This is a genomic window from Tabrizicola sp., assembly GCF_030373185.1.
Taxonomy (GTDB): domain Bacteria; phylum Pseudomonadota; class Alphaproteobacteria; order Rhodobacterales; family Rhodobacteraceae; genus Tabrizicola.
The window spans coordinates 206039-228170 of the sequence record NZ_JAUCZH010000007.1; the positions used below are offsets into that span (position 1 = coordinate 206039).

Genomic DNA, 22132 nt, shown 5'->3' on the forward strand with positions numbered 1-22132 from the left:
CGCTCCGGCGATGTCGGGGCGCTCCGGCGATTTGGTCAGCACATATGGGACGGGTGCCGCCATCCCCCGATCCATCCCCATTTTTGACGCCCCCTCTCCCCGCCGTCGCCATCGAGTGGGGCGCAAGGGTGCGGCATATGGGGGTGTGACGGGACGCTTGGTGTCGGTAAGGGGCCAGCCCATCTCTTCCAGTAGAGCATTCAGTCTGGCACCTTCCGCGAAGGAAGCGATCGGAAGATCTCGACCAGACCATTGACCCGCTCAAGATCCTGACCGAGAGGTTCACCCTTTGAGGGCCTGCCTGCAACGGAGAGATGAAGCCTCATCAGGGCCTCGGGCCAATTTCCCCCTGCCGACCGTGGGCCAGGAGCGGACACCCATGAGGCTATCTTTCGGTGTCTTCGAGCTGAAGAACCTCGCTTGGGTCTTCTTTGGCGCGACGGTATAGCCAATTGCCCATCGTGCGATCAAGCAATGCGTCGCCGCTCACAAATAGGCGGCCTTTCTCTTTTTCGCGTTCGATAGTCGTTCGGTTCAAGAGCACCGAGGCGAGAGAAATGCGGTCTGTTTCGATGAACAGATCGATTTCGAAACCAGGTATCTCTGTGCAGATTTCCGTGGGACATCCGGGCCGCGTGAGCAGCCAGTATGTGTCGTAGGCCAGCCCCGGATCGCTGAAACGGAACTGCATGACGATCTGCCGCTTCGGCAACTCATCAGAGAATACCAACCCGCGCATCTGCCACATCAGTGTGGAGACATCTGTATTAAGTAAGGCGTTGCGAGCCTTGATGTTGCATTGGGCCCACTTGCCAAGCGCATTGAGCGCAGGCTCGAGCTCGATGGCGCGCTGTGTGCGGACATAGTCGATCTGGTCGGTCGCTGGGCCCTCGATGCGTTCGATCAGTCCGTGTGCCTCAAGATCCTTCAATCGCTTGGACAAGAGTGCCGTCGAGATGTTCCCGACACCACGCCGGATCTCGTTGAAGCGGGTCGATCCCCCCCACATTTCACACAGGATGGGGATCGTCCATCGTGGCTCGAGAATATTGCAGGCATGGGTGATCGGGCAGACGATTCCGTAGGGTGCTCCGCTCATGACCGTGTCTCCTTTCGGTGTGAGCCTAGGCGAAGAGCCCATGACCAAGCCAGTTCACATTCTGAAGCGGGGGCGCTTCACTTTCAAATCTACTTTCGCTGAAGCGTTCGGGCATCTTAGGGGAACCGGTGCGAAGCCGTGTGCGACCACGACCAAAAACGAGGAGACGAGCCATGCATCGATTTGTGATAGAACGGGATATTCCTTCTGTAGGGTCTTTTGACTGCAACCAGCTTCGGGAAGCGTCGAAGGCCTCGAACACCGCTCTTTCCGAGCTCGCCCCGAGGGTTCAGTGGGAGCATTCCTACGTCGCGAATGACAAGACGTTCTGCGTCTATCTGGCAGAGGACGAGGCCGCGATCCAAGACCACGCAAAGTTGAGCGGTTTTCCAGCCAATCGGATCACGCGAATATCTTCGATGATAGATCCGACGACAGCAAACTGAATCGGCTCGATCGGCAGCCTTTATGGGCCGACCGGTCGTTCCGTCAGCAAGCGTAGGGTGGGTGCCAATCCACCAATCACACTCGCCCAACCCCTCAAAGAACTCCTTGCCCAAATGTCCCACTGTGGGACACCCCAGAGGAGTCTCTCGCGGCTCCCACCCTCTCCGCCCACCCGACTCCCCAGATGGTTAACACCCGGTCACCTCCACGCGCGTAGAGACGGAAGGAAGACGCAAGAAGGACGGGAAAACGACGGCACTTCCGGCCTGAAATCATCGGGTAAATGCAGCGGTCTCAATGGCTTGCCAGCCGCCCCCGGCCGTTGCCTGCCCCCCGAAAATATCCCGCGCACCCTTTTTCTGACAGCCCCACGGGGGCCTCACCCATAGGCCCCCGCCCAGCGGTTTATCAGTTGCCCCTGAAGCCGCCGCGCCCGCCCGTTCCATGCCTTGGCACCCGCCGGGTCTTCCCGCTGGCCCACCGGCACCGCATCCCGCCGTTCCGGATCGCCGGAAAAGATAGCAAAAACAAGCTCTCTGCCGCCGGGTGGACTGATATGCCCCGCAAGCCCGGATACAAAGTTCAGCGTCCCCGACTTGGCAAGCACCTTGACCGGGTGCTTTTCGATGACCTTGCCCTGGTCGTCCTTCATCCCGACATCGCGCAGGATCGGGCGCAGGCCACGCCCCTCGGCCTGCGCCGCCACCAGGATCCGCGCCATGCCTGCCGTCGTGATCCGCGAGGCCCCGCCCAGACCGGAATGGTCGCGCAGCGCCGCCTCGGCCCCGAACGCCTGCCGCAACCAGTCGTTCATCGCCCCGGCCGAAGCCGCCAGCCCCCCGGCCCCCGATGCGGCAAGCCCCACACATTCCGCCGTCAGATTGGTGGAAAACCGCAGCATGCCGCGCAAAACCTCGGGCAAGGGGGCGCTTTCCACCCGGCCAAGCTCGGTGCCATCGAGTCTTGCCTGCATCCGTTCCGGCGCGGCCAATGTGATGCCCTGCGCCCGGGCCAAGGTGCGAAAGACCTCGGCGACATAGCGGCCCGGATCGCGCACCGGGAGCCAGCGGCTCCCGCCCTTGCCCAGCGCGGAAGTGGCGACAGTCCATTCCTCGATCCGCCCGGGATCATAGGTGAAGACGGGTGTCTCACGCCGGGCAAGGGCCACGCGGACCATATCCACCTTCGGGGCAAAGCGTTCGCCGCGCGCGTCGACGGCAAACTGCCAGTCTTCGCCGCCGCGCTTCCATTCGAAATGGACCCGGTTGAAGTTCAGGTTCAGCCCGCAAATCGCGGCATTATAGCCGACATGCACCGGCTGATCGTCGGCAATCGCCGTCAGGCGGGGCAAGGCGCCGTCCCAGTAAAGGAACCGCCCCGTCGCCCCCTTGATCCCCGACTTGGCAAGCCGTGCCACCAGATCGCCCAGCTGATCGGTCTGCAAGGTCGGATCCCCACCGCCCGCAAGGATCAGATCGCCCTGCACAACCCCGCCCTGAACCGGCCCGCCAGCCAACACCCGCGTTGCAAAGCGATGCCCGGCCCCCAGCCGGTCCAGCGCGTAAAGCGCCGTCACCGCCTTGGCGACGCTGGCGGGCGGCAAGGCCAGATCCGGCTGGCGCGCGGCCAGAACCGCTCCGGTCCTTGCGTCCGCAACCACAAAGCTGACTACCCCACCCAGCTTCGCCGCCTCGACCAGTGACGAAAAATCCCCCGCGGCAGAGGCTGACCGCGACGCCGCAGCCCCTTTGCGGGCCATTGGCCGGGGCGAAGTTTCCATGACCTCGGCCAGCGTCGGCAATGCCACACCGGCCAGAAGCCCACCAAGAACAAAGCGCCGTGTGATCACCGGTCAGCCTCCCGCTGCCAAAGGTAATACCCGATCAATCCGATTCCGACAGCCCGGGAATTGCCACGACTGCTCACAACCCGCTCAGCGACAAACACCCGAGACGTGCCGTTCCTGACAGCGCAAGAAACTGGCCGCAGGACTTGCCCCCTTCAGCCCCGCCCGGATTGCCACCCCCCCTTTGCCCGGATCGCACTGGACGAGGCATTGTTCAGCGGCAGATTGACAAAGGCCCAGACCGGGGGCTGCCGCCCCCGCAATGTCTCCCCCCGGGCGACCCGATGGACCCGGAACGCCCGCGCCGCGACTGACATCCGCGCCGCGACCCCAGACCCCGGACGCGCCAGAACCCCGACCGCCACGCGGCGCAGAATATCGCGCCAACGCCCCCAGCGATGAAACTGCACCAGATTGTCCGCCCCCATGAGCCAGACAAAGGTAACCCCGGGGTAAAGCCGGGTCAGCCGGTCAACCGTATCCGCCGTCGCCCGGGTGCCAAGCGCGGCCTCCAGCGCGGTGATCTTCACCTTCGGGTGCTGCATCACCGCCTTTGCGCGCGCCATCCGCTCGGCCATCGGGGCGGGCTGCCGCGCCTTCAATGGGTTGCCGGGCGACACCAGCCACCAGACCTGATCCAGCCCCATCCGCTTTATCGCCTCACGCGTGATATGGACATGTCCCGCATGTGCCGGATCAAACGACCCGCCGAGAAGCCCGACCACCATGCCCCGGCTTGCCGGAGGAAACCCCTGCCGCATACGCGCCTTCCTTGTCCACGGCGGCCAATTGACCCGAAGACCAGGCTTTAGACAATGCCCCCTCTCCCCGTTGCAGCGCAGCCCCATCGTCGCTACATACGCGCCAACCCCAGATGGAGCGCGACCATGGCCAGCTATCAATACGTCTACCACATGGAGAACGTCTCCAAGACCTACCCCGGCGGCAAGAAGTGCTTTGAGAACATCCACCTCAACTTCCTGCCCGGCGTGAAGATCGGCGTTGTCGGCGTCAACGGCGCGGGCAAGTCCACCCTGCTCAAGATCATTGCGGGCATCGACAAGGACTTCAAAGGCGAAGCCTGGGCCGCCAAAGGCGCCAAGGTCGGCTACCTTGCGCAGGAACCGCACCTTGACCCCAAGCTTACCGCCAAGGAAAACGTGATGCTCGGCGTGGCCGCGCAGACTGCGATCCTCGAACGCTACAACGAACTGGCAATGAACTACTCGGACGAGACCGCCGAGGAGATGGCCACGCTGCAAGACCAGATCGACGCGCAGAATCTTTGGGAACTGGAAGCCACCGTCGGCGTCGCGATGGATGCACTGCGCTGCCCACCGGACGACGCCGATGTCGAAACGCTTTCCGGTGGCGAACGCCGCCGGGTGGCGCTTTGCCGGCTACTCCTTGAAAAGCCCGACATGCTGCTCTTGGACGAACCGACCAACCACCTTGACGCGGAGTCCATCGCCTGGCTGCAAAAGCACCTGATCAACTACAAAGGCACCATCCTGATCGTCACCCACGACCGCTATTTTCTGGATGACATCACCGGCTGGATCCTTGAACTCGACCGCGGCCGCGGCATCCCTTACGAGGGCAACTATTCCGCATGGCTGGACCAGAAGGCCAAGCGCATGGCGCAGGAAGCGCGCGAGGACAAATCGAAGCAGAAGGCGCTGGAAAAGGAACTGGAGTGGATCCGTTCCGGTGCCAAGGCGCGGCAAGCCAAGGGCAAGGCCCGTCTGTCGCGCTATAACGAGATGGCCAACCAGACCGTCACCGAACGCGCCACTCAAGCACAGATCATCATCCCGAACGGCGAACGTCTGGGCAACAAGGTGATCGAGGTTGAAGGCCTGAAAAAGCACATGGGCGACAAGCTTCTGATCGAGAACCTTTCGTTCACCGTCCCCCCCGGTGCCATCGTCGGCGTCATCGGCCCGAACGGTGCCGGCAAGTCCACCCTCTTCCGCATGATCATCGGGCAGGAAGCACCCGATGAAGGCACGATCAAGCTGGGCGAAACCGTGAAACTGGCCTTCGTCGACCAGTCCCGCGACGCGCTCGACCCGAACAAGAACGTCTGGGAAGAAATCTCTGGCGGGGCCGAGGTGATCCACCTTGGCGACATGCAGATGAACAGCCGCGTCTATACCGGGGCCTTCAACTTCAAAGGCACTGACCAGCAAAAGAAGGTCGGCCTTCTGTCGGGAGGTGAGCGCAACCGCGTCCACATGGCCAAGCTGTTGAAATCGGGCGGCAACGTGCTTCTACTTGACGAACCGACCAACGACCTTGACGTCGAAACCCTGCAAGCGCTGGAAGCTGCAATCGAGGATTTCGCGGGCTGCGCCATCATCATCAGCCACGACCGCTTCTTCCTTGACCGGCTCTGCACTCACATCCTTGCCTTTGAAGGCGACGCGCATGTGGAGTGGTTTGAAGGCAACTTTCAGGCCTATGAGGAAGACAAGGTTCGCCGATTGGGACCGGATGCGCTGGAGCCAAAGCGGGTGAAATACAAGCGCTTCGCCCGCTGATCCCGGCCCGGGCGGACGCAATCTCTGGCTAGCCCCCCAGTCCTATGGGGGGCCTTCAGGTCCGGATCCGATGGCAGGAAGCCCGACAAGGGCGCGGGCTCGGGTTCAAACGACCGCAAATCTGACGGACCAGGCCTCTGGCCTGACGCGCATCCGTACATGCTGCGCCCGGGCGATCGGCACCCCGATCCCCATCCGCCCGGCCTTGACGCCGTCACCTAACCCAACATGGCCAGCACCTCATCCGCCAGCCGGACGACCTCGGCTTGGGCAACGCCGCGCATCTCTCCGGCCCCAAGCCCCTGCCCAAGGGTTTCGGCATAGACCACCCTTTGCCCAAGCGTCGCTGCGGCCACGCCGCCCACCTTGGCGGCAGCATCGGCCACCTCGCCGCCCAGTCTTGTGCCAGCCTTGACCCGGTTCAGCACAATCACCGCGCGCCGCCCCTCGCGGCCGATCAGGTCAAAGACCCCGTCCGTCGCCCAAAGGTCCACCATTGACGCGGCCACCGGCACCAGCACCAGATCCGCCTCGCGCAGCGCGGGCCGCAGGTCTGCGTCCACCTTGGGCGGTGTGTCGATGATCACCACATCCGCCAGCTTCTTCAGCTTTTCGCACTCATAGCTGACCCCCCATGCCGAGGCGGTCGAAAACTCCATCCCCGCCTCGCCAAGCCTTTCGCGGCGTGACAGGAACCAGCGGCCAAGACTGCCCTGCGGGTCCGTGTCCAGAAGCGCGACGCGCAAGCCCCTTTGCCGAAATTCGACGGCCAGATTGACGGCGAGGGTCGTCTTGCCCGACCCGCCCTTCTGCTGCGCCACGGTCACGACCTTGCCCATCGCGAATCCTCCATATGCTGCATTGCAGCATATATCCTTTCGCAACAGCGGCACAGCCCGAAACCGGCTTTCGGCTTGACAATGCCGGAACCCCTTGGAAACCCCGGCAGAATATGCAATTCTTTTGTTGCGACGTTATCTTTTCGACCACTGTCTCCGACCATCGGCCACAGCAATCGACTTCAAGCTGACGGGGCCAAGCCGCCGCAATCTCGCGGGCGGCAGACTAGACAGGAGACATCACGATGGCCAAAGGCACCGTGAAATGGTTCAATGAAACCAAAGGCTACGGCTTCATTGCCCCGGAAGGCGGCAAAAAGGACGTTTTCGTTCACATCACCGCGCTGGAACGCGCAGGCCTTCGCAGCCTGAAGGATGGCCAGCCGGTCACTTTCGACATTGAAGCTGGCCGCGACGGTCGCGAATCCGCGACGAACCTCGCGCTCGACTAAGGCGGAACAGCCGGGGGCGGCCTGCCGCCCCCCGGCATCACACTACATCATCGTGATTGCTGACCGGTCACGCAGGACGTGGTCAAAGCCACGGCGAAAGCCGGCCTCTGAAACCGGGTCTGGCAGACATACTGCCGTCCGAATTCCCATCGGATAGGCGGGAATGTCAAATTCCTGGCTGATCAGGATCACCCGCATCCGCGCATCTGCTGCAATCAATGTGGCGATCGCACGCTCTGCCGCGTCAATCCCGCCGAAGGCATCGCAATCCATCACGAAAAGATCGTATCCCATCGGGTCGTCCAGGATCGAGGCAAGTGCCGCATAGACCTCATCCTCGACATCAACCAGACAACCATACATCGCCAGCCGCTGCGCGCTTGGCCCTTCGGGACGGTCCGTAAGCAACACGACCCGCACCGCCAAGGAATGCTGCGCCAGAGAATGCCTGTTGGTCCTTGCGAATGTCTGCACGCGCACTGCCTCCACCACCTCTTCTCTGTCTAGCCCGGCATTAAGGTAAGCATTCGTTAGAAAGAAGGAAACTTACAGGTAATTTTCAGCACCCACGCCACATTCAAGCAAAGGTTGACGGACCCTCCGGCGCACCCCTCGTCAAGGTTGCATGTCGCCTTCAACGGCGTGTTTAGGGTAGTTTCGAGCAACCTGTTAACCTATTCTTCATTGAAATGCAGCCCCAGATCCACCCCTTCGTGGATCGAATCAGCGGCGGAGCCGGGATGAACCAACACGCGAATCTGACCCAATGGGACTTGCGACAAGATCTGGCTGCCGCTTTCCGCTGGACCGTGCGCCTCAACCTGCACGAGGCCGTCGCAAATCATTTTTCCGTCGCGGTCGATCCGGAAGGGACGCGGTTCCTGATCAATCCCAACGGGCGGCACTTTTCGCGGGTCACCGCATCGTCCCTGGTCGAGATTGATGCCAACGACCCGGCCACCCTGTCGCGCCCCGATGCGCCGGACCCGACGGCGTGGGGGTTGCACGGGTCCGTCCATCGCGCCTGCCCACATGCGCGCTGCGTGATGCATATCCATTCGATCCACGCCACCGTACTGGCCAGCCTTGCCGATTCGCGCCTTCCGGCGATCGACCAGAACACGGCAATGTTCCACAACCGCCTGGTGGTAGACGAACATTTCGGCGGCATGGCCTTTGGTGACGAGGGCGCGCGCTGCGCCAACCTTCTGACCGACCCGAAGATCACCACCATGGTGATGGGCAATCACGGCGTTCTGGTGATCGGGGCCACGGTCGCCGAAACCTTCAACCGGCTCTACTACTTCGAACGGGCGGCCGAGACCTATATCCGCGCCTTGCAAACCGGCCGGCCCCTGCGCGTGCTGCCCGAAGAGATTGCCGAAAAGACCGCGCGGGAATGGGAAACCTACCCCGGCTTTGCCGAGGCCCATCTGCGCGAGCTGCGCGCGATCCTTGACAGCGAAGACCCCGGCTACGCCGGCTGAACGCCCCGGCATCAGACAAACCGTCGCGGCACCAGTTCATCCCATTCGCGGGAAAAAAGCTGCACGTCCCCCTCCCATGCTGTCAGGCGGGCAGTCATCCGCAGGTCTGACGCGCTGCCGGTCATCTGTGTCTCGGTCAGGGTGCGAACCCGCCAATTCCCGCGCGACAGGCGTTGTTCCCAAGTGATCGTGGCGCGGGCCGACAAGGGATCATCGGGCGCGATTTCCCAGATTTCCTGCACGGTTTCGCCATGGGTCAGGCCATGTGGTTCAGTGGTATCGCCGGTATCGTCACGGATGATCAGCGTCTGGTGGCCGGTCTTGGGATCGGTCTCGGTCCGGCGCGACCAGCCACCCGGGCGCGTGGTCTGCTGGCGGGGCGCGGGCAGGGGTTCGGGTGGCGGTGGGTGCCAATCTGCCGCCGCCATGGTCAGGACGGGCAGATCAATCGCCCCACCGCTCAGCGTCAGCCCCCCCGCGACGGGCGAGGGCCACAAGAAGGGCCAATAGCTGTTTGACAGCGCCAGCCGCAACCGATGCCCCTGCGGCAGGCGGTGGGCCATGTCATCCAGCACCAGCGTCACCTCCACTGGCTGGCCCGGCGTCATCGGCTGCGGATCAGCGCTTCCGTCCCGATGGCACAGGTTCAACGTCCCATGCGCGATCCGGCTGGAGGTGCCGTCGGGCGCCACATCACACAACCGCGCAACGACAAAGCCAAGCGGCTGATCCGAAGCCAGCACCATCCGCAGCACCTCCCGCCCCACAAGCGCAAGCGGCGCATCCAGAACCGGGCCATCAAGACACAAAGACATTGCATCATCCGCCGCTTGGTCCCCGGCCATCTCGCCATGATCGCCGGTGGGGAAATATTCGCCTGAGGCCGCCCCAAGGATCTGAGGCGACGCAATCAAGGCCGGAAGGGCGGTTTCCGGGCCAAGGCCACCAGCGCCCAGCGGCAAGGTGACCGTCACAGCCGCGCTTTTCGCAGGCAGGCTGATCCATTGGCCGGGGCGGTCCTGGGCTGCGGGGTCAGGCATGGCCCAGTCCTGAAGGTAAAGGCGCAGGTCCGGATCAGCCTCCACCCCGGTGGGGATGCCCTTCAACCAATGGTCCCACCAGCGCAAAGCCTCGGTCAGAAAGCCGATCCGGGGGCGGGGGACTGCCATATGGGGGTATAGATGGACCCAAGGGCCGATGATGCCCTTGACCGGACCCAAGGCATTGCCCGCAAGCGCCCGAACCATGTTCATGTAGCCATCCGCCCAGCCGCCAATCGCAAGGATCGGCACCGTCAGACGCGCCCAGTCTTCACAGACCGACCCATGCCGCCAATAGGCGTCACGCGTCTGATGCCCGGCCCAGCGCGGGGCAAGCCACGGGTTCGCTTCAAGTCGTCGCAGCCAGTCTTCCCGCCAATCCCTGCGCAAGGCAGGGTCAGCGGGGCGTGAGGAATAAGACAGCATCACCGAAGCCCAACCGAAGTTTTCAGCCAGCAGGCAGCCGCCCTTGAAGTGGATGTCATCGGCAAAACGGTCGGTCGTGCCGCAAACCGCAATCACCGCCTTCAGCGCCGGGGGTTGCAGCGCCGCCACCTGAAGCGCGTTGAAGGCCCCCCAGCTTTTGCCCATCATCCCGACCGCGCCGCTGCACCACGGCTGCGCTGCGGCCCAGGCGATGACCGCGCAGGCATCGGCCAGTTCCTCGGCGGTGTATTCGTCGGTCAGGATGCCTTCGCTTTCTCCCGAGCCACGCAGATCGACGCGCAGACAGGCATAGCCATGCGCAGCAATGCAAGGGTGGATTGCCTCGTCCCGCACAGCGGTTCCGTCGCGCTTGCGGTAGGGGATCATCTCCAGAATGGCCGGCACAGGCGCATCCGCACTGGGCCGCCAAAGCCGGGCCGACAGATGCACCCCGTCGGGCATCGCAATGCGCTGATCTTCCTGCTCTGTCACCTGATACGACGCATCCATCCCGCTTTCCCGTCCCCCTTTGCAGACGCCCAACTTGGCGCGCGACCGCCCAATTTGGCAACCCGCCCCGTGCGGATGTGGCGCACCCCGATCAGATCGGCCAGACTTTCCGAACCGAAACAGAGTCGCCCAATGGCCAACCCAACCGACCGGATCGAGGTGCGCAACATCACCTCGCCGCACCATGTCAACCATGTCGACCGTGCAAATCACATGGCGATGCGTGCAGCTTGATCTTGAGGCGCGCGGCACCATCGCCCGCGCTCCGAAAGCCCCGATCAGGCTTTGCCGGTTGCCGGGCTGATCACTCGCAACCGACGCGGTCCAGCTTCAAGAACCTGCGCTTTGCCTTCAAACCGAATTCAATGGCTGTTCCCGTCGCGATTTCTGGGGTTTGAATGGCGCAAATCGAAAGGACCGCCGCAATGGCTCAAAAGCCCAATATCCTTGTCATCATGGTCGATCAATTGAACGGCACGCTGTTTCCCGACGGTCCGGCTGATTTTCTGCACGCCCCGAACCTGAAGCGCCTTGCCGCCCGTTCGGCACGCTTTGCCAATTGCTACACCGCGTCGCCCCTTTGCGCCCCGGCGCGCGCCTCGTTCATGTCGGGCCAACTGCCCAGCCGCACCCGCGTCTACGACAACGCCGCCGAGTTTGCCTCGGACATCCCGACCTACGCCCACCACCTGCGCCGCGCAGGGTATCATACTGCCCTGTCAGGCAAGATGCATTTCGTCGGCCCCGACCAGATGCACGGGTTCGAGGAACGCCTGACCACTGACATCTACCCCGCCGATTTTGGCTGGACGCCGGATTACCGCAAACCGGGCGAAAGGATCGACTGGTGGTATCACAACCTTGGGTCCGTGACCGGGGCCGGAGTGGCCGAGATCACCAACCAGCTGGAATATGACGATGACGTGGCGTTTCAGGCGATCCAGAAGCTTTACGACCTGTCGCGCGGTCAGGATCAGCGGCCATGGTGCCTGACCGTCAGCTTCACCCATCCGCATGACCCCTTCGTCGCCCGGCGCAAGTATTGGGATCTTTACGAAGGCGTGCCAGAGCTGGAACCGCCAACGCCCATTGCCTATGCCGATCAGGATCCCCATTCCCGGCGCCTGATGGATGCCTGCGACTGGCGCGCCTTCGACATCTCGCCCGACCAGATCCGCCGCGCCCGGCAAGGCTACTTCGCCAACATCAGCTATGTGGATGACAAGATCGGCGAGGTTCTCGCCGTGTTGGAGGCCACCCGGCAAGACGCCGAGGTGGTCTTCCTGTCAGACCATGGCGAGATGCTGGGCGATCGGGGCCTGTGGTTCAAGATGAACTTCTTCGAAGGTTCGGCCCGGGTGCCACTGATGCTGGCAGGACGAGAAGTCGCACCCGGGCGGGTGGAAACGCCGGTGTCTTCGATCGACCTTGCCCCGACAATCGCGGCCCTCGCCGGGATCTCGATGGATGAGGTCGCCCCCTGGACGGAAGGCGTGAACCTGCTACCCGTCGCGGCAGGCGCACAGCGCCCGGCTGTGGCGATGGAATACGCCGCCGAAGGCACGATCACCCCAATGGTCGCCCTGCGCGAAGGGGCGTGGAAATATGTACACTGCCCGGCTGACCCGGACCTGCTGTTCGACCTTGCAAACGATCCCGAAGAACGGACCAACCTTGCTCCCGATCCCCGCGCTGCCGAAATCCTTGCGCATTTCCGCGCGCTGACTGACCAACGCTGGGATCTGCCCGCCTATGACGCTGCGGTCCGCGAAAGCCAGGCCCGGCGCTGGGTGGTCTATGAGGCGCTGCGGAACGGGGCCTATTTCCCATGGGATCATCAGCCCCTGCGCGCCGCCTCGGAACGCTACATGCGCAACCATATGGATCTGAACGTGCTGGAAGAAAACAAGCGCTTTCCCAGAGGGGAATAAGCCCGGCGCGTGATCCTGCGGAGCGGGGAAAGCTCGCAAGCCAAACACCAAGCTCAGGGGGCGCCCGCGACGCTGAACAGGGGCGACCGGCAAGAGCCTGCGATGGCAATGCCGCTGGCGGGGGCTCGATGCCCCCGGTAGCGGCGCCGGTGCAGAGTTCAGCGAGCGTCCGCCAGCACCAGATCGGCGCCCTTCCAGCCCATCAGCATCGCGGGGGCATTCGTGTTGCCGGCAATGATCGATGGAAAGGCGCTTGCATCGATCACCCTCAGGGCCGCCACCCCATGCACCCTCAGCCGCGCATCAACCACAGAGGTCGCCGCATCCGGTCCCATCCGGCAGGTGCAGCTTGGGTGGTAGACCGTTCCAGACCGCGCGCGGAAGTCGGCGATGAGGTCTTCGTCTGTCACCACCTTTGGCCCCGGGCGCAGCTCTTCCTTGATCAGCCGGGCCATTGCCGGCTGTGCCGCGATGTAGCGCAGGTATTTCACCGCAGCCAGCATTTCCTCGACATCGTGGTTGGTCGAAAACGCGTTCGCCGTGATCACCGGATGCGTCCCCGGATCCGCCGTGCGCAATCGGATATGCCCGCGGCTGGTCGGGCGGCAGTTTGAAAGCCCGATCGACATCCCCGACCATGGGTCGGGGTTCAGCACCGGCCGTTCGCCATCCCGCGGGATCAGGGTGGAAAACGCCTGCATGTAAAGCTGCATGTTCGGTCGGTCGAGATCCGGCCGCGTGCGAAAGAAGCCGCCCGCATGGTTGATCGACTTGGCCAGCGGGCCGCCCCGGGTCAAGAGATACTGCATCCCGGCGCGCATCTTGCCCCACCAGGGGCGCAACTCGTCATTGTAGGTCGGCACGTTCATCGACCAGGTGTAATTGACCCCCTGATGGTCGCTGAGGTGGTCGCCCACGTTCGGATTGTCCCGCACCACCGGCAGGCCAAGCGATTGCAGCAGCCCCCCCGGCCCGATCCCCGACAGCTGCAGAAGCTGCGGCGAGTTGATGGCCCCCCCGGCAAGGATCACCTCACCCCTTGCCCGCAGCGTCCGCATCACACCGCCCTGCCGGTATTCGACTCCGACCGCCCGGCCATCCTCGACCAGCACTCGGCACACCAATGCCCCGGTGATCACCGCCAGGTTCGCCCGCCGCATCGCCGGGCGCAGAAAGGCCCGCGCGGCCGAGTTCCGCCGACCGCTCTTGATCGTCATCTGGTAGACGCCCGCGCCCTCTTGGCTGGCCCCATTGAAATCCGGCGTCGGGGGAAGCCCGCCCTGATCACAGGCCGCCACGAAATGCTCCACCAAGGGATGCAGCCCGCTTTTGTTGGCCGAAACGAACAAGGGACCGCCCTGCCCGCGCCAGTCATCGCCACCGGCCTCGTTATCCTCCATCGCCTTGTAGGCGCTCAGGCAATCGTCCCAGCTCCAGCCCGGATTGTAGCGCCCCCAGTCGTCGTAATCCGCCTTGTGGCCCCGGATGTAGACCATTGCGTTGATCGAGGATGACCCGCCCAGAACCTTGCCCCTTGGCCAATGGTCCCGTGCGCCGGCCAGCCCCGGATCGGGTTCTGCCCTGTAAAGCCAGTTCACCTTCGGGTCATAGAACAGCTTGCCATAGCCAAGCGGCATCTGGATGTAGAAGCGCCGGTCGCTGCCCCCGGCTTCCAGCACCGTGACCTTGTGGCGGCCATTGGCGGACAACCGATCCGCCAGCACGGATCCGGCGCTGCCAGCACCTACGATGATGTAGTCGGTCTCGTCCATATGGCCCCCGGCAAGGCCGCCCCCGGCCCGGCTTCACCCTAGACGGCGGCAAGGGCCGGAACCGTCCACTTTCCGACACCCTATGTCGCAACCGAACCGCCAGCCCAAGGCGCCTCCCTTTCCCACCGGTGGGGAGGGGTTGGCGGTGGGGGGCAGCCGGTCAGCCCTCCACGGAAAACGTCGGCGCATAGTCCACGGGAAAGTTCATCGACCGGGCGATGAAGCAAACCTCGTGGATGCGGTGATGGATCGCCTCGGCCTCCGCAATGTCAGTCCCCCGCGTAACCCCCACATGCGGCTGCAGGGTCACCTTGACGAACCGCCCCGCCGCGCCGCGCCCGACCTCACCCGCCCCAAGCGGGCTGTCGGAGTAAGAGGTCACCACGATCCCCGCATCGCTGGCATAGTGCAGATACCACAACATGTGACAGGCCGAGAGCGCCGATAGCAGCAGATCCTCGGGGTTCATCTTCGACGGATCGCCCCCCAGCAGCGGATCGTTGGAGCAATGCACCGGGGCTTTCCCCGGCACAGCGATATCCCAGGTCCGGTCATAGGCCTTGTAATGCGCAGTCCCCTCACCCCGGTTGCCGGTCCAGAGGATGCGGGTGGTGTAGTCGTGGGTGGGCATGGGGTCGGTCCTCCAGTTCCCGGCAGGCTACCCCGCTTCAGGTTGCGGGGCCATACTGGAACAAAATGGAAACCAGCGCTTTGCAAGCCGCGCGCGTCATGGCATCAAAAGCCCCCGGATTCGACACAGGAGACGCCCAATGCCCACCGGACATGTCTTCATTGCCACCAGCCTTGACGGCTTCATCGCCCGCAAGGATGGCGGCCTCGACTGGTTGATCCTGCCCGAACATGACGGCGAGGATCACGGCTATGCCGCCTTCATCAAGGACATCGACGCCATCGTCATGGGCCGTGGCAGCTATGAGGCGGTGTCGGGTTTTGATACCTGGCCCTATGACAAGCCCGTGCTTGTCCTTTCCCGCCAGCTGGCCGGGACCACGGCGCCTGAAGCGCTGTCCGGCAAGGTCAGCTTCGCCGACCTTTCCCCCCGCGCCGCGATGGAGCATCTGGGCCGGCAAGGCGCGAAACGCGTCTATGTCGACGGCGGCCAGATCGTGCAGTCCTTCCTGCGCGAGGGGCTGATCGCCGACATGGTCCTGTCAACGATTCCCGTCCTGATCGGCGAGGGGCGAAGCCTCTTTGGTCCGACGGGCGGCGACATTCATTTCGTCCATGACAGGTTCCTCAGCTTCCCCTCGGGCCTAGTGCAGTCGCGCTATCTGCTGCGCCCCTAGCGGCCCTTCCACATGGGATCGCGCTTTTCGGCGAAAGCCTTTGCGCCCTCCAGCTGGTCCTCGCTGGAATAAAGCCGGTCCACCGTGGGCAGCAGCCGCTTGGAAACCCGGTTCAGCGCGTCCTGAAAGCGCATGTTCTCGGCCTCACGCACCACTTCCTTGATCGCTGCGTAAACAAGGGGCGGGCCGCTTTCCAGCAGGCGGGCAAGATCCCAGGCTTTGGCCAGCAACTCTTCGGGCGCGCAGACCTCCTTGATCAGGCCCCAGCGATGCGCTTCCTCGGCGTCGAACCAACGGCCCGTCAGCAGAAGGTCCATCGCCACATGATAGGGGATGCGCTTCGGCAGTTTGATCGACGCCGCATCGGCCACCGTCCCCGACCGGATTTCCGGCAAGGCGAAGGTCGCATTGGTCGAACAGAGAATCAGGTCCGCAGACAAGGCCAGTTCCAGCCCCCCGCCGCAGCAGATGCCCTGCACGGCGGCAATGACCGGCTTGTTGAGGTTCGGCAGCTCCTGCAACCCGCCAAACCCGCCAATGCCATAGTCGCCATCCACCGCATCGCCTTCGGCCGCGGCCTTCAGATCCCAGCCGGGGCAGAAGAACTTCTCGCCCGCCGCGCGCAGGATGCAGACCCGCAGACTGTCGTCGTCCCGGAAATCCCGAAACACCAACCCCATCACCCGGCTGGTCTTCAGGCTGATCGCATTGGCCTTGGGAGCGTCCAGCGTGACCTCCAGGATCGCCCCCTCGCGTCGCGTCTTCACGGGGCCTTCAGTCCGCATTTCCATCATTCCACTCTCCTGACCAAAGCATCCACCGCCACGGCACCCTCAACGCGCACCATGACCGGGTTGATTTCAATTTCTTCCAGGCTCTCATCGGCAAGCATCAGCGCCGCCAGCCGCACCGCGATGTCGGCGACCGCCGACATGTCCGCCCGCGGTCGCCCGCGATAGCCGTCAAGCAACGGCCAGAGCCGCAGGCCCCGCGCCGCCCCCAGCACCTCGGCTTCCGTGACCGGCAGGACGAGCGTGACCGTATCGGCCAGCACCTCGGCCGTCACGCCGCCCATGCCCAAAGTCAGCGTCACGCCATAGACCGGATCGCGCCTGAGGCCGAGCAGAACCTCTGCCACCGCGCCGGTCACCATCTCCTCGACCAGATAGCCCGAGGCCCCCGGCATCTCGGCCTGGCCCTCCAGAGAGGTCACCCCCAGCCGAACTGCCCCGGCTTCGGTCTTGTGCGCAAACCCCAGACCCTTCAGGGCATAGGGCGGCTTCAAACCCGCTACATCCAGCGCAGCCAAAGTCGTCCCCGTCACCGAGCGCGGCACCGCCACCCCCGCCGCCGCGATCCGCGCCTTTCCGTCCGCCTCCGACAGCAGCCGCGTCTCCCGCCCTGGCAAGGCCCGAATGGGCCGCCAGCGCGCAATGCCTGGTGCCGTCTGCGCCGCCTTGACCGCCGCCAGCGCCGTCTCCAGCCCAAGGAGGGCGCAGACCCCCTCCGCCATCATCGCCTGCACCCGACTTTCGCCAAGGTTCTCCGCCATGGAGGCGACAGGCAGAGCGATCTTCCCGGTCGCCTTCTGTGCCGCAATGATCGCGCGGAACGCCGGTTCATAGCCGGAAGGATCGCAGCGGTCCGCCCGGGGGCTATCAATGATGTAGAGCCCCGCGTCATAGGCCTCCAGCATCGCCGAAAAGACTTCGGTCGTCTTCGGCCCATCGCCCCAGATGAAGGTGTGGTAATCCAGGGGGTTCGAGATGGTCGGAATTTCTCCCAGCACCGCGAACAGCCGGTCATGCGTAGACTTCGGTACCGGAGGAAAGTCGATCCCGTAAGGCGCTGCAAGGTCCGCCACCAGCCCCGCCTCGCCACCCGAACAGGACAGCGAGCAGATCCGCGTCCCGATCTGAGGGCCGTGAACATGGAATATTTTCAAGGTCTCGATCAGTTCCGAAGGCGTGTTGACCTCCGCCACCCCGATCTGGCGCAGGAAGGCGCTTGACGCGGCCCCACCACCCGCAAGCGAGGCAGTGTGGCTGGCCGCCGCAATCCGGCTAAGCTCAGTCTTGCCGGACTTGATCGCCACCACACCCTTGCCCATCCTGCGCGCCTTTTCGGCCAAGTCGGCGAACGCCGAGGCATCGTCGATCCCTTCGATATAGAGGCCAACCGCCGTCACCCGGGCATCGTCCAGAAGCGCCCCGGTCAACTCGGCCAACCCGACGACGGCGGCATTGCCCAGACAGGCGACATAGGCCACCGGCAGACCGCGCTGCTGCATGCCCATGTTGATGACGATGTTGGAAGACTGGCTTACCAGCGCCACACCCGTGTCGACCCGGACGCCGCCGTGCTGGTCCGGCCAGAGCAGCGCCCCATCAAGGTAGTTGATGACCCCATAACAGTTCGGCCCAAGGATCGGCATGTCTCCCGCAGCAGATACCAACCGATCCTGCAGTCCTGCTTCGCCCGCCTCGGTCCAGCCCGAGGCAAAGCAGATCGCGCCGCCAGCGCCCATGGCGGCAAGCTCGGAGACCACGTCCAGCGTGGCATGTCGGTTCACCCCGATGAAGGTTGCATCCGGCGGCTCTGGCAAGTCGGCGAGGCTGGCATAGGCCTTCAGTCCGCCGATCTCGGGCTTCGTCGGATGCACCGGCCAGACCGGACCCGCGAACCCCATCTTCCGACACTGTTCTATGACATTCAGCCCCCATCCGGCCCCCAGAACGGCAATGTGGCGCGGACGCAGGAGACGGTCGAGGCGGCTCATGCCCGACCTCTGCCAGTTGCATCGGCCCCCGGGGGCGCTTCGCCCCCCGGACCCCCAGAGGATATTTTCAGACAGATGAAATGGGAAGGGCGACGCCCTGCCCCGGCAGACCGAGGCAGGGTTTCACCTGTCGCGGTCATCGGCGTCCCCGCCTGTACCGCCCGATCACTGTTGCAGGCCAAGGTTAACGAATCCCTTCATCTGTCCTGAAATATCCCACGGGGGTCCGGGGGTGTGAAACCCCCGGTCCGACAGTTCAACCCCCAACCGCCCTCAGCAGTTCTCGGCTGATGATGTGCCGCTGGATCTCGGACGTTCCCTCCCAGATCCGCTCCACCCGGCTGTCGCGCCAGATCCGCTCCAAAGGCAATTCGTCCATCAGCCCCATCCCACCATGGATCTGGATCGCCTCGTCCGCGACCATCGCCAGCACCTCGGTCGCCTTCAGCTTGGCCATGGCCATATCGGCCTCGGTCACCGAACCCTGATCATACTTCCAGGCAGCTTCCCGCGTCAGAAGCTCCGCCGCCTTCAGTTCCATCGCCATATCGGCCAGCTTGAAGCTGACCCCCTGAAACTTGCCAATCTGCTGCCCAAACTGCTTGCGCTCTGCCGCGTAACTGATCGCATGTCCCAGCGCCCGCTCCGCCCGACCAAGGCAGGTGCTTGCAACCTGCAACCGGGTCGCCCCCAGCCAGCTGTTCGCCACCTCAAAGCCCTTATGCACTTCGCCCAGCACATTCGCTGCTGGCACCCGGCAGTCGTCGAACTCCAGCACCGCGTTGGTGTAGCCACGGTGACTGACGTTCCGATACCCCTCGCGCACCGTGAAGCCGGGCGTCCCTTTGTCGACGAAGAAGGCGGTGATCAGCTTCTTCGGTCCGCGCGGGGTGTCTTCCTCCCCGCTCGCCATGAAGACGATGGCAAAGCCCGCAAGGTCGGCGTGGCTGATGAAATGCTTTGTCCCGTTCAGCACCCAGTCGTCGCCATCCGGGCGCGCCGTGGCCTTCATCCCCCGCAGATCGGACCCGGCGCCCGGTTCGGTCATGGCGAGGCAATCCCAGGTCTCTCCGCGGATGCAGGGCATCAGGTAGCGTTCCCGCTGTTCCGCGTTCCCCGCCAGCAGGATGTTCGAGGGCCGCGCCACGCAGGTCCAGTGCAGGGCATAGTTCGCCCGCCCCAGTTCCTTTTCATAAAGGAGCCACGACAGGGTATCGAGGCCAGCCCCACCCACCTCGACCGGCATATTGGCCGCATAAAGCCCCGCCGCCATGGCCTTTTGCTGCAACTCGCGGATCACCTCCAGCGGCAGCACGCCCGAGCGTTCGACCGCTGCCTCATGCGGGTAAAGCTCCGTCTCGACAAAGGCGCGGGTCGTCTCGACGATCATCCGCTGTTCTTCGGTCAGGCCAAAATCCATCGCATCCTCACGGGTCAACGTTGTAGGTCATGCCGTCCACAGCCAGCGCCTGGCCAGAGACCATCCTTGCGGCTGCGGATGCGAGGAAGACGGCCATGTCGGCAACGTCCTCAGCATCCGTAAGCCGCTTCATCGCGGTGCCAGAGGCATAGCCCCGCCGCACATCATCGGGCGACATCCCCTTGGCTGCCGCTTCCACTTCGATCACCCGGTCGATTCTGGGGCCATTGACCGACCCGGGGCAGATCGCGTTCGCCCGGATGCCATGCGGCCCCAGTTCCATCGCGACCGTCTTCATCAGCCCGATCACCCCCCATTTCGCCGCCACGTAAGGCGCGCGGAACGGCGTGCCGTAAAGGCCGCTGGTCGAGGAGATGAAGGTGATCACCCCCGCCCGCGCCGGTTTCATCAGCCGGGCAGCACCCCGCGCCAGCAGCATCGCGCCGTCAAGGTTCACCCCCAGGCACTGGCGCCAGGCTTCCAGCGGCATGTCCTCGATCGCCTCCGTCGGCCCCTTGATCCCAGCATTCGCAATGGCGACGTCAAGCCCGCCCCAATCCTGCGCGACTTCGGCGAACAGCGTCTCCATCCCCGGTTCCGATGCCGCATCGACGACCGAGCCGCGAATGCCCGCCGGCAACACAGCGATCAACCCTTCGTCGACGTCAGTCACCCAGACGCGGTCCCCCGACGCGGCAAAGGCCTGCGCCATGACAAGGCCAATCCCGCCCGCGCCTGCCGTGATCAGAACCCGCCTCATGCCCGCCGCGCACCAATCGCCCGCCCGACACCATCTGGCCGCGCCAGAACGGCGTGCGCCGTCGCAATTGGCATCAACCGTGCCAGCACCTCAGGCGCCGCCGCGCAGGTCTTGCCGGCTTTCATGTCGACGTGCAGGCACATCTGCTCGATCGTCGCGACGACCTCGTCGCCACGGGACAGAGTGATAAAGTGGTGCAGTCGCTTGTCGTCGGCATGAATGACCTGCAGCGCCCCGGTCAGACGGTCGCCCAGCTTTGCCTCGCCCCGGTGCAGGATATGGGTTTCCGCCGTGTAGTAGCTGTGGCCGCCCGCGACATAGTCCATGTCCGCCCCGATCAACCGCAAGAAGGCATCCGCGACTTCCGAGGCGCAGAACAGATAGCGGCTTTCGGTCATGTGGCCGTTGTAGTCGATCCATGAGGGCAGCACCTGCAACTCTGCCATCTTCAGAGGCGTTCCGGTCAACTCGCCTGCGTGGAAAGCCTCTCGGCGCCGCTCGTCATGGTCCCGCAACACCTTGCCCGCGCCCCAATTGCGGTCCTTCAGGGACCGCAGGAACCCCACAAGGTTCTGGTCCCGGATCCGCTCCAATTCGCGGATGGTGTGATGCCCCGACTGCGCGTCCGACTGGTCCGCCACCAGATCCACCAACGCGTCGTTGAATTCCGGTACATCCATCAATTTGGTCCATGGCCATTTCAGCGCCGGTCCGAACTGCGCCATGAAATGCCGCATCCCGGCCTCGCCACCCGCCACGCGGTAGGTCTCGAAAAGGCCCATCTGGCCCCAGCGCAGGCCAAAGCCCATGCGGATCGCGTCGTCGATCTCTTCGGTCGTGGCGACGCCATCGACCAGCATCCACAGGGCCTCGCGCCAGACCGCCTCTAGGAAACGGTTGCCGATGAAGGCGTCGATCTCCTTGCGCAGAACCAGCGGGAACATCCCGATGTCCTTCATGATCTGCACCGTCCGCTCGACCACCTCGGGCGGGTTCGCCGGGCTGCCGGAAATCTCGGACAGGGGCAGCAGATAGACCGGGTTGAACGGATGGGCGACGATGATGTTTTCAGGTGCCGAGCTGGATTTCTGCAGGTCCGACGCCTTGAAGCCGCTGGTCGAGGACCCGATCAGCACCCCGGGGTTCGATTGCTGCAACTGGGCATAGACCTTGTGCTTCAGCTCGATCCGTTCCGAGACACTTTCCTGGACATACTCCGCCCCCTCGACCGCCTCGGCCATTGTGCCGGCAAAACTCAGCCGTCCCTCTGCGGGCATCGGCACGTCCGACAGTGCCGGAAGGGCGGCCCGGGCATTGGCAAGAACTTCATTTATCTTGCGCTCCGCCTCGGGGTCGGGATCGAACACCGCCACGTCCCAGCCGTTCAGCAAGAACCGAGCGGTCCAGCCGCCGCCGATCACCCCACCGCCAATGATTGCCGCCTTGCGCGCCATCACGCTTCCCCTCACGTCTT

General features: G+C 64.0%; 19 protein-coding genes. 6 read left to right on the top strand and 13 right to left on the bottom strand.

Annotated features, from left to right (window positions below; all coding sequences use genetic code 11):
• Positions 1 to 385 precede the first annotated feature (385 nt).
• Positions 386 to 1099, bottom strand: a complete 714-nt coding sequence (locus QUV21_RS14385) for a helix-turn-helix domain-containing protein (protein ID WP_300855870.1) — start codon at positions 1097 to 1099, stop codon at positions 386 to 388.
• 173 nt (positions 1100 to 1272) lie between these two features.
• On the opposite strand from QUV21_RS14385, the gene QUV21_RS14390 reads away from it, so the two are divergent.
• Positions 1273 to 1545 carry a DUF4242 domain-containing protein gene (locus QUV21_RS14390; RefSeq protein WP_300855871.1) on the top strand — a complete coding sequence of 91 codons (273 nt, stop codon included), beginning with the start codon at positions 1273 to 1275 and terminating at the stop codon, positions 1543 to 1545.
• Positions 1546 to 1925: 380 nt separating this feature from the next.
• Here QUV21_RS14390 and dacB read toward each other — a convergent pair whose 3' ends face one another.
• Both dacB and QUV21_RS14400 read right to left on the bottom strand, forming a co-directional pair.
• A complete protein-coding gene (dacB, locus tag QUV21_RS14395) occupies positions 1926 to 3395 on the bottom strand; it encodes a D-alanyl-D-alanine carboxypeptidase/D-alanyl-D-alanine-endopeptidase (protein WP_300855872.1) in 1470 nt (489 codons plus the stop codon).
• A 152-nt stretch (positions 3396 to 3547) separates the two neighbouring features.
• A complete protein-coding gene (locus QUV21_RS14400) occupies positions 3548 to 4153 on the bottom strand; it encodes a nicotinate-nucleotide adenylyltransferase (protein WP_300855873.1) in 606 nt (201 codons plus the stop codon).
• Between the two features lie 126 nt (positions 4154 to 4279).
• Here QUV21_RS14400 and ettA point away from each other — a divergent pair, with 126 nt between their 5' ends.
• Entirely contained in the window at positions 4280 to 5935 is a 1656-nt protein-coding gene (gene ettA, locus QUV21_RS14405) for an energy-dependent translational throttle protein EttA (RefSeq protein ID WP_300855874.1), read from the top strand.
• Between the two features lie 218 nt (positions 5936 to 6153).
• Here the strand turns inward: ettA and parA are convergent, their stop codons facing one another.
• A complete protein-coding gene (gene parA, locus QUV21_RS14410) occupies positions 6154 to 6774 on the bottom strand; it encodes a ParA family partition ATPase (protein WP_300855875.1) in 621 nt (206 codons plus the stop codon).
• A 245-nt stretch (positions 6775 to 7019) separates the two neighbouring features.
• On the opposite strand from parA, the gene QUV21_RS14415 reads away from it, so the two are divergent.
• Positions 7020 to 7226, top strand: coding sequence for a cold-shock protein (locus QUV21_RS14415; protein ID WP_125326066.1), 207 nt, complete (start codon positions 7020 to 7022; stop codon positions 7224 to 7226).
• Between the two features lie 42 nt (positions 7227 to 7268).
• On the opposite strand, the gene QUV21_RS14420 is transcribed toward QUV21_RS14415, so the two are convergent.
• Positions 7269 to 7637, bottom strand: coding sequence for a hypothetical protein (locus QUV21_RS14420; RefSeq protein ID WP_300855876.1), 369 nt, complete (start codon positions 7635 to 7637; stop codon positions 7269 to 7271).
• A 329-nt stretch (positions 7638 to 7966) separates the two neighbouring features.
• Here QUV21_RS14420 and QUV21_RS14425 point away from each other — a divergent pair, with 329 nt between their 5' ends.
• Positions 7967 to 8713 carry a class II aldolase and adducin N-terminal domain-containing protein gene (locus tag QUV21_RS14425; RefSeq protein ID WP_300855877.1) on the top strand — a complete coding sequence of 249 codons (747 nt, stop codon included), beginning with the start codon at positions 7967 to 7969 and terminating at the stop codon, positions 8711 to 8713.
• Between the two features lie 11 nt (positions 8714 to 8724).
• Here the strand turns inward: QUV21_RS14425 and QUV21_RS14430 are convergent, their stop codons facing one another.
• Complete coding sequence (locus QUV21_RS14430; RefSeq protein ID WP_300855878.1) at positions 8725 to 10689, bottom strand: CocE/NonD family hydrolase; 1965 nt, start codon at positions 10687 to 10689, stop codon at positions 8725 to 8727.
• A gap of 425 nt (positions 10690 to 11114) precedes the next feature.
• Between QUV21_RS14430 and betC the strand changes: the two genes are divergently transcribed.
• Positions 11115 to 12620 carry a choline-sulfatase gene (gene betC / locus QUV21_RS14435; RefSeq protein ID WP_300855879.1) on the top strand — a complete coding sequence of 502 codons (1506 nt, stop codon included), beginning with the start codon at positions 11115 to 11117 and terminating at the stop codon, positions 12618 to 12620.
• A gap of 158 nt (positions 12621 to 12778) precedes the next feature.
• On the opposite strand, the gene QUV21_RS14440 is transcribed toward betC, so the two are convergent.
• Both QUV21_RS14440 and QUV21_RS14445 read right to left on the bottom strand, forming a co-directional pair.
• Positions 12779 to 14392 (bottom strand): GMC family oxidoreductase N-terminal domain-containing protein, encoded by a 1614-nt coding sequence (locus QUV21_RS14440; protein WP_300855881.1) that lies wholly within the window; start codon positions 14390 to 14392, stop codon positions 12779 to 12781.
• 160 nt (positions 14393 to 14552) lie between these two features.
• Positions 14553 to 15023, bottom strand: coding sequence for an OsmC family protein (locus QUV21_RS14445; protein WP_300855882.1), 471 nt, complete (start codon positions 15021 to 15023; stop codon positions 14553 to 14555).
• A 139-nt stretch (positions 15024 to 15162) separates the two neighbouring features.
• Here QUV21_RS14445 and QUV21_RS14450 point away from each other — a divergent pair, with 139 nt between their 5' ends.
• Complete coding sequence (locus QUV21_RS14450; RefSeq protein WP_300855883.1) at positions 15163 to 15699, top strand: dihydrofolate reductase family protein; 537 nt, start codon at positions 15163 to 15165, stop codon at positions 15697 to 15699.
• Here the strand turns inward: QUV21_RS14450 and QUV21_RS14455 are convergent.
• The 5 genes from QUV21_RS14455 to QUV21_RS14475 form a co-directional block, all read right to left on the bottom strand.
• Entirely contained in the window at positions 15696 to 16493 is a 798-nt protein-coding gene (locus tag QUV21_RS14455) for a carnitinyl-CoA dehydratase (RefSeq protein ID WP_300855884.1), read from the bottom strand. The two genes, QUV21_RS14450 and QUV21_RS14455, sit on opposite strands and share 4 nt — an antisense overlap.
• The gene (locus QUV21_RS14460) at positions 16490 to 18478 is read right to left on the bottom strand and encodes an acetate--CoA ligase family protein (RefSeq protein ID WP_300855885.1); all 1989 of its coding nucleotides are present in this window, start codon (positions 18476 to 18478) and stop codon (positions 16490 to 16492) included. The genes QUV21_RS14455 and QUV21_RS14460 overlap by 4 nt, the downstream gene beginning before the upstream one ends.
• Positions 18479 to 18734: 256 nt before the next feature.
• Complete coding sequence (locus QUV21_RS14465) at positions 18735 to 19898, bottom strand: acyl-CoA dehydrogenase family protein (RefSeq protein ID WP_300856076.1); 1164 nt, start codon at positions 19896 to 19898, stop codon at positions 18735 to 18737.
• A 7-nt stretch (positions 19899 to 19905) separates the two neighbouring features.
• Entirely contained in the window at positions 19906 to 20658 is a 753-nt protein-coding gene (locus QUV21_RS14470; protein ID WP_300855886.1) for an SDR family oxidoreductase, read from the bottom strand.
• Positions 20655 to 22112 carry a carnitine 3-dehydrogenase gene (locus tag QUV21_RS14475; protein ID WP_300855887.1) on the bottom strand — a complete coding sequence of 486 codons (1458 nt, stop codon included), beginning with the start codon at positions 22110 to 22112 and terminating at the stop codon, positions 20655 to 20657. Before QUV21_RS14475 ends, QUV21_RS14470 begins: the two co-directional genes overlap by 4 nt.
• Positions 22113 to 22132 lie beyond the last annotated feature (20 nt).

Bases quoted from the DNA above. Each gene is read 5' to 3' on its own strand.
- QUV21_RS14385 (WP_300855870.1), bottom strand. From the start codon at position 1,099: ATGAGCGGAGCACCCTACGGAATCGTCTGCCCGATCACCCATGCCTGC.
- QUV21_RS14390 (WP_300855871.1), top strand. From the start codon at position 1,273: ATGCATCGATTTGTGATAGAACGGGATATTCCTTCTGTAGGGTCTTTT.
- QUV21_RS14400 (WP_300855873.1), bottom strand. From the start codon at position 4,153: ATGCGGCAGGGGTTTCCTCCGGCAAGCCGGGGCATGGTGGTCGGGCTT.
- ettA (WP_300855874.1), top strand. From the start codon at position 4,280: ATGGCCAGCTATCAATACGTCTACCACATGGAGAACGTCTCCAAGACC.
- parA (WP_300855875.1), bottom strand. From the start codon at position 6,774: ATGGGCAAGGTCGTGACCGTGGCGCAGCAGAAGGGCGGGTCGGGCAAG.
- QUV21_RS14415 (WP_125326066.1), top strand. From the start codon at position 7,020: ATGGCCAAAGGCACCGTGAAATGGTTCAATGAAACCAAAGGCTACGGC.
- QUV21_RS14425 (WP_300855877.1), top strand. From the start codon at position 7,967: ATGAACCAACACGCGAATCTGACCCAATGGGACTTGCGACAAGATCTG.
- QUV21_RS14430 (WP_300855878.1), bottom strand. From the start codon at position 10,689: ATGGATGCGTCGTATCAGGTGACAGAGCAGGAAGATCAGCGCATTGCG.
- betC (WP_300855879.1), top strand. From the start codon at position 11,115: ATGGCTCAAAAGCCCAATATCCTTGTCATCATGGTCGATCAATTGAAC.
- QUV21_RS14440 (WP_300855881.1), bottom strand. From the start codon at position 14,392: ATGGACGAGACCGACTACATCATCGTAGGTGCTGGCAGCGCCGGATCC.
- QUV21_RS14445 (WP_300855882.1), bottom strand. From the start codon at position 15,023: ATGCCCACCCACGACTACACCACCCGCATCCTCTGGACCGGCAACCGG.
- QUV21_RS14450 (WP_300855883.1), top strand. From the start codon at position 15,163: ATGCCCACCGGACATGTCTTCATTGCCACCAGCCTTGACGGCTTCATC.
- QUV21_RS14455 (WP_300855884.1), bottom strand. From the start codon at position 16,493: ATGATGGAAATGCGGACTGAAGGCCCCGTGAAGACGCGACGCGAGGGG.
- QUV21_RS14460 (WP_300855885.1), bottom strand. From the start codon at position 18,478: ATGAGCCGCCTCGACCGTCTCCTGCGTCCGCGCCACATTGCCGTTCTG.
- QUV21_RS14465 (WP_300856076.1), bottom strand. From the start codon at position 19,898: ATGGATTTTGGCCTGACCGAAGAACAGCGGATGATCGTCGAGACGACC.
- QUV21_RS14470 (WP_300855886.1), bottom strand. From the start codon at position 20,658: ATGAGGCGGGTTCTGATCACGGCAGGCGCGGGCGGGATTGGCCTTGTC.
- QUV21_RS14475 (WP_300855887.1), bottom strand. From the start codon at position 22,112: ATGGCGCGCAAGGCGGCAATCATTGGCGGTGGGGTGATCGGCGGCGGC.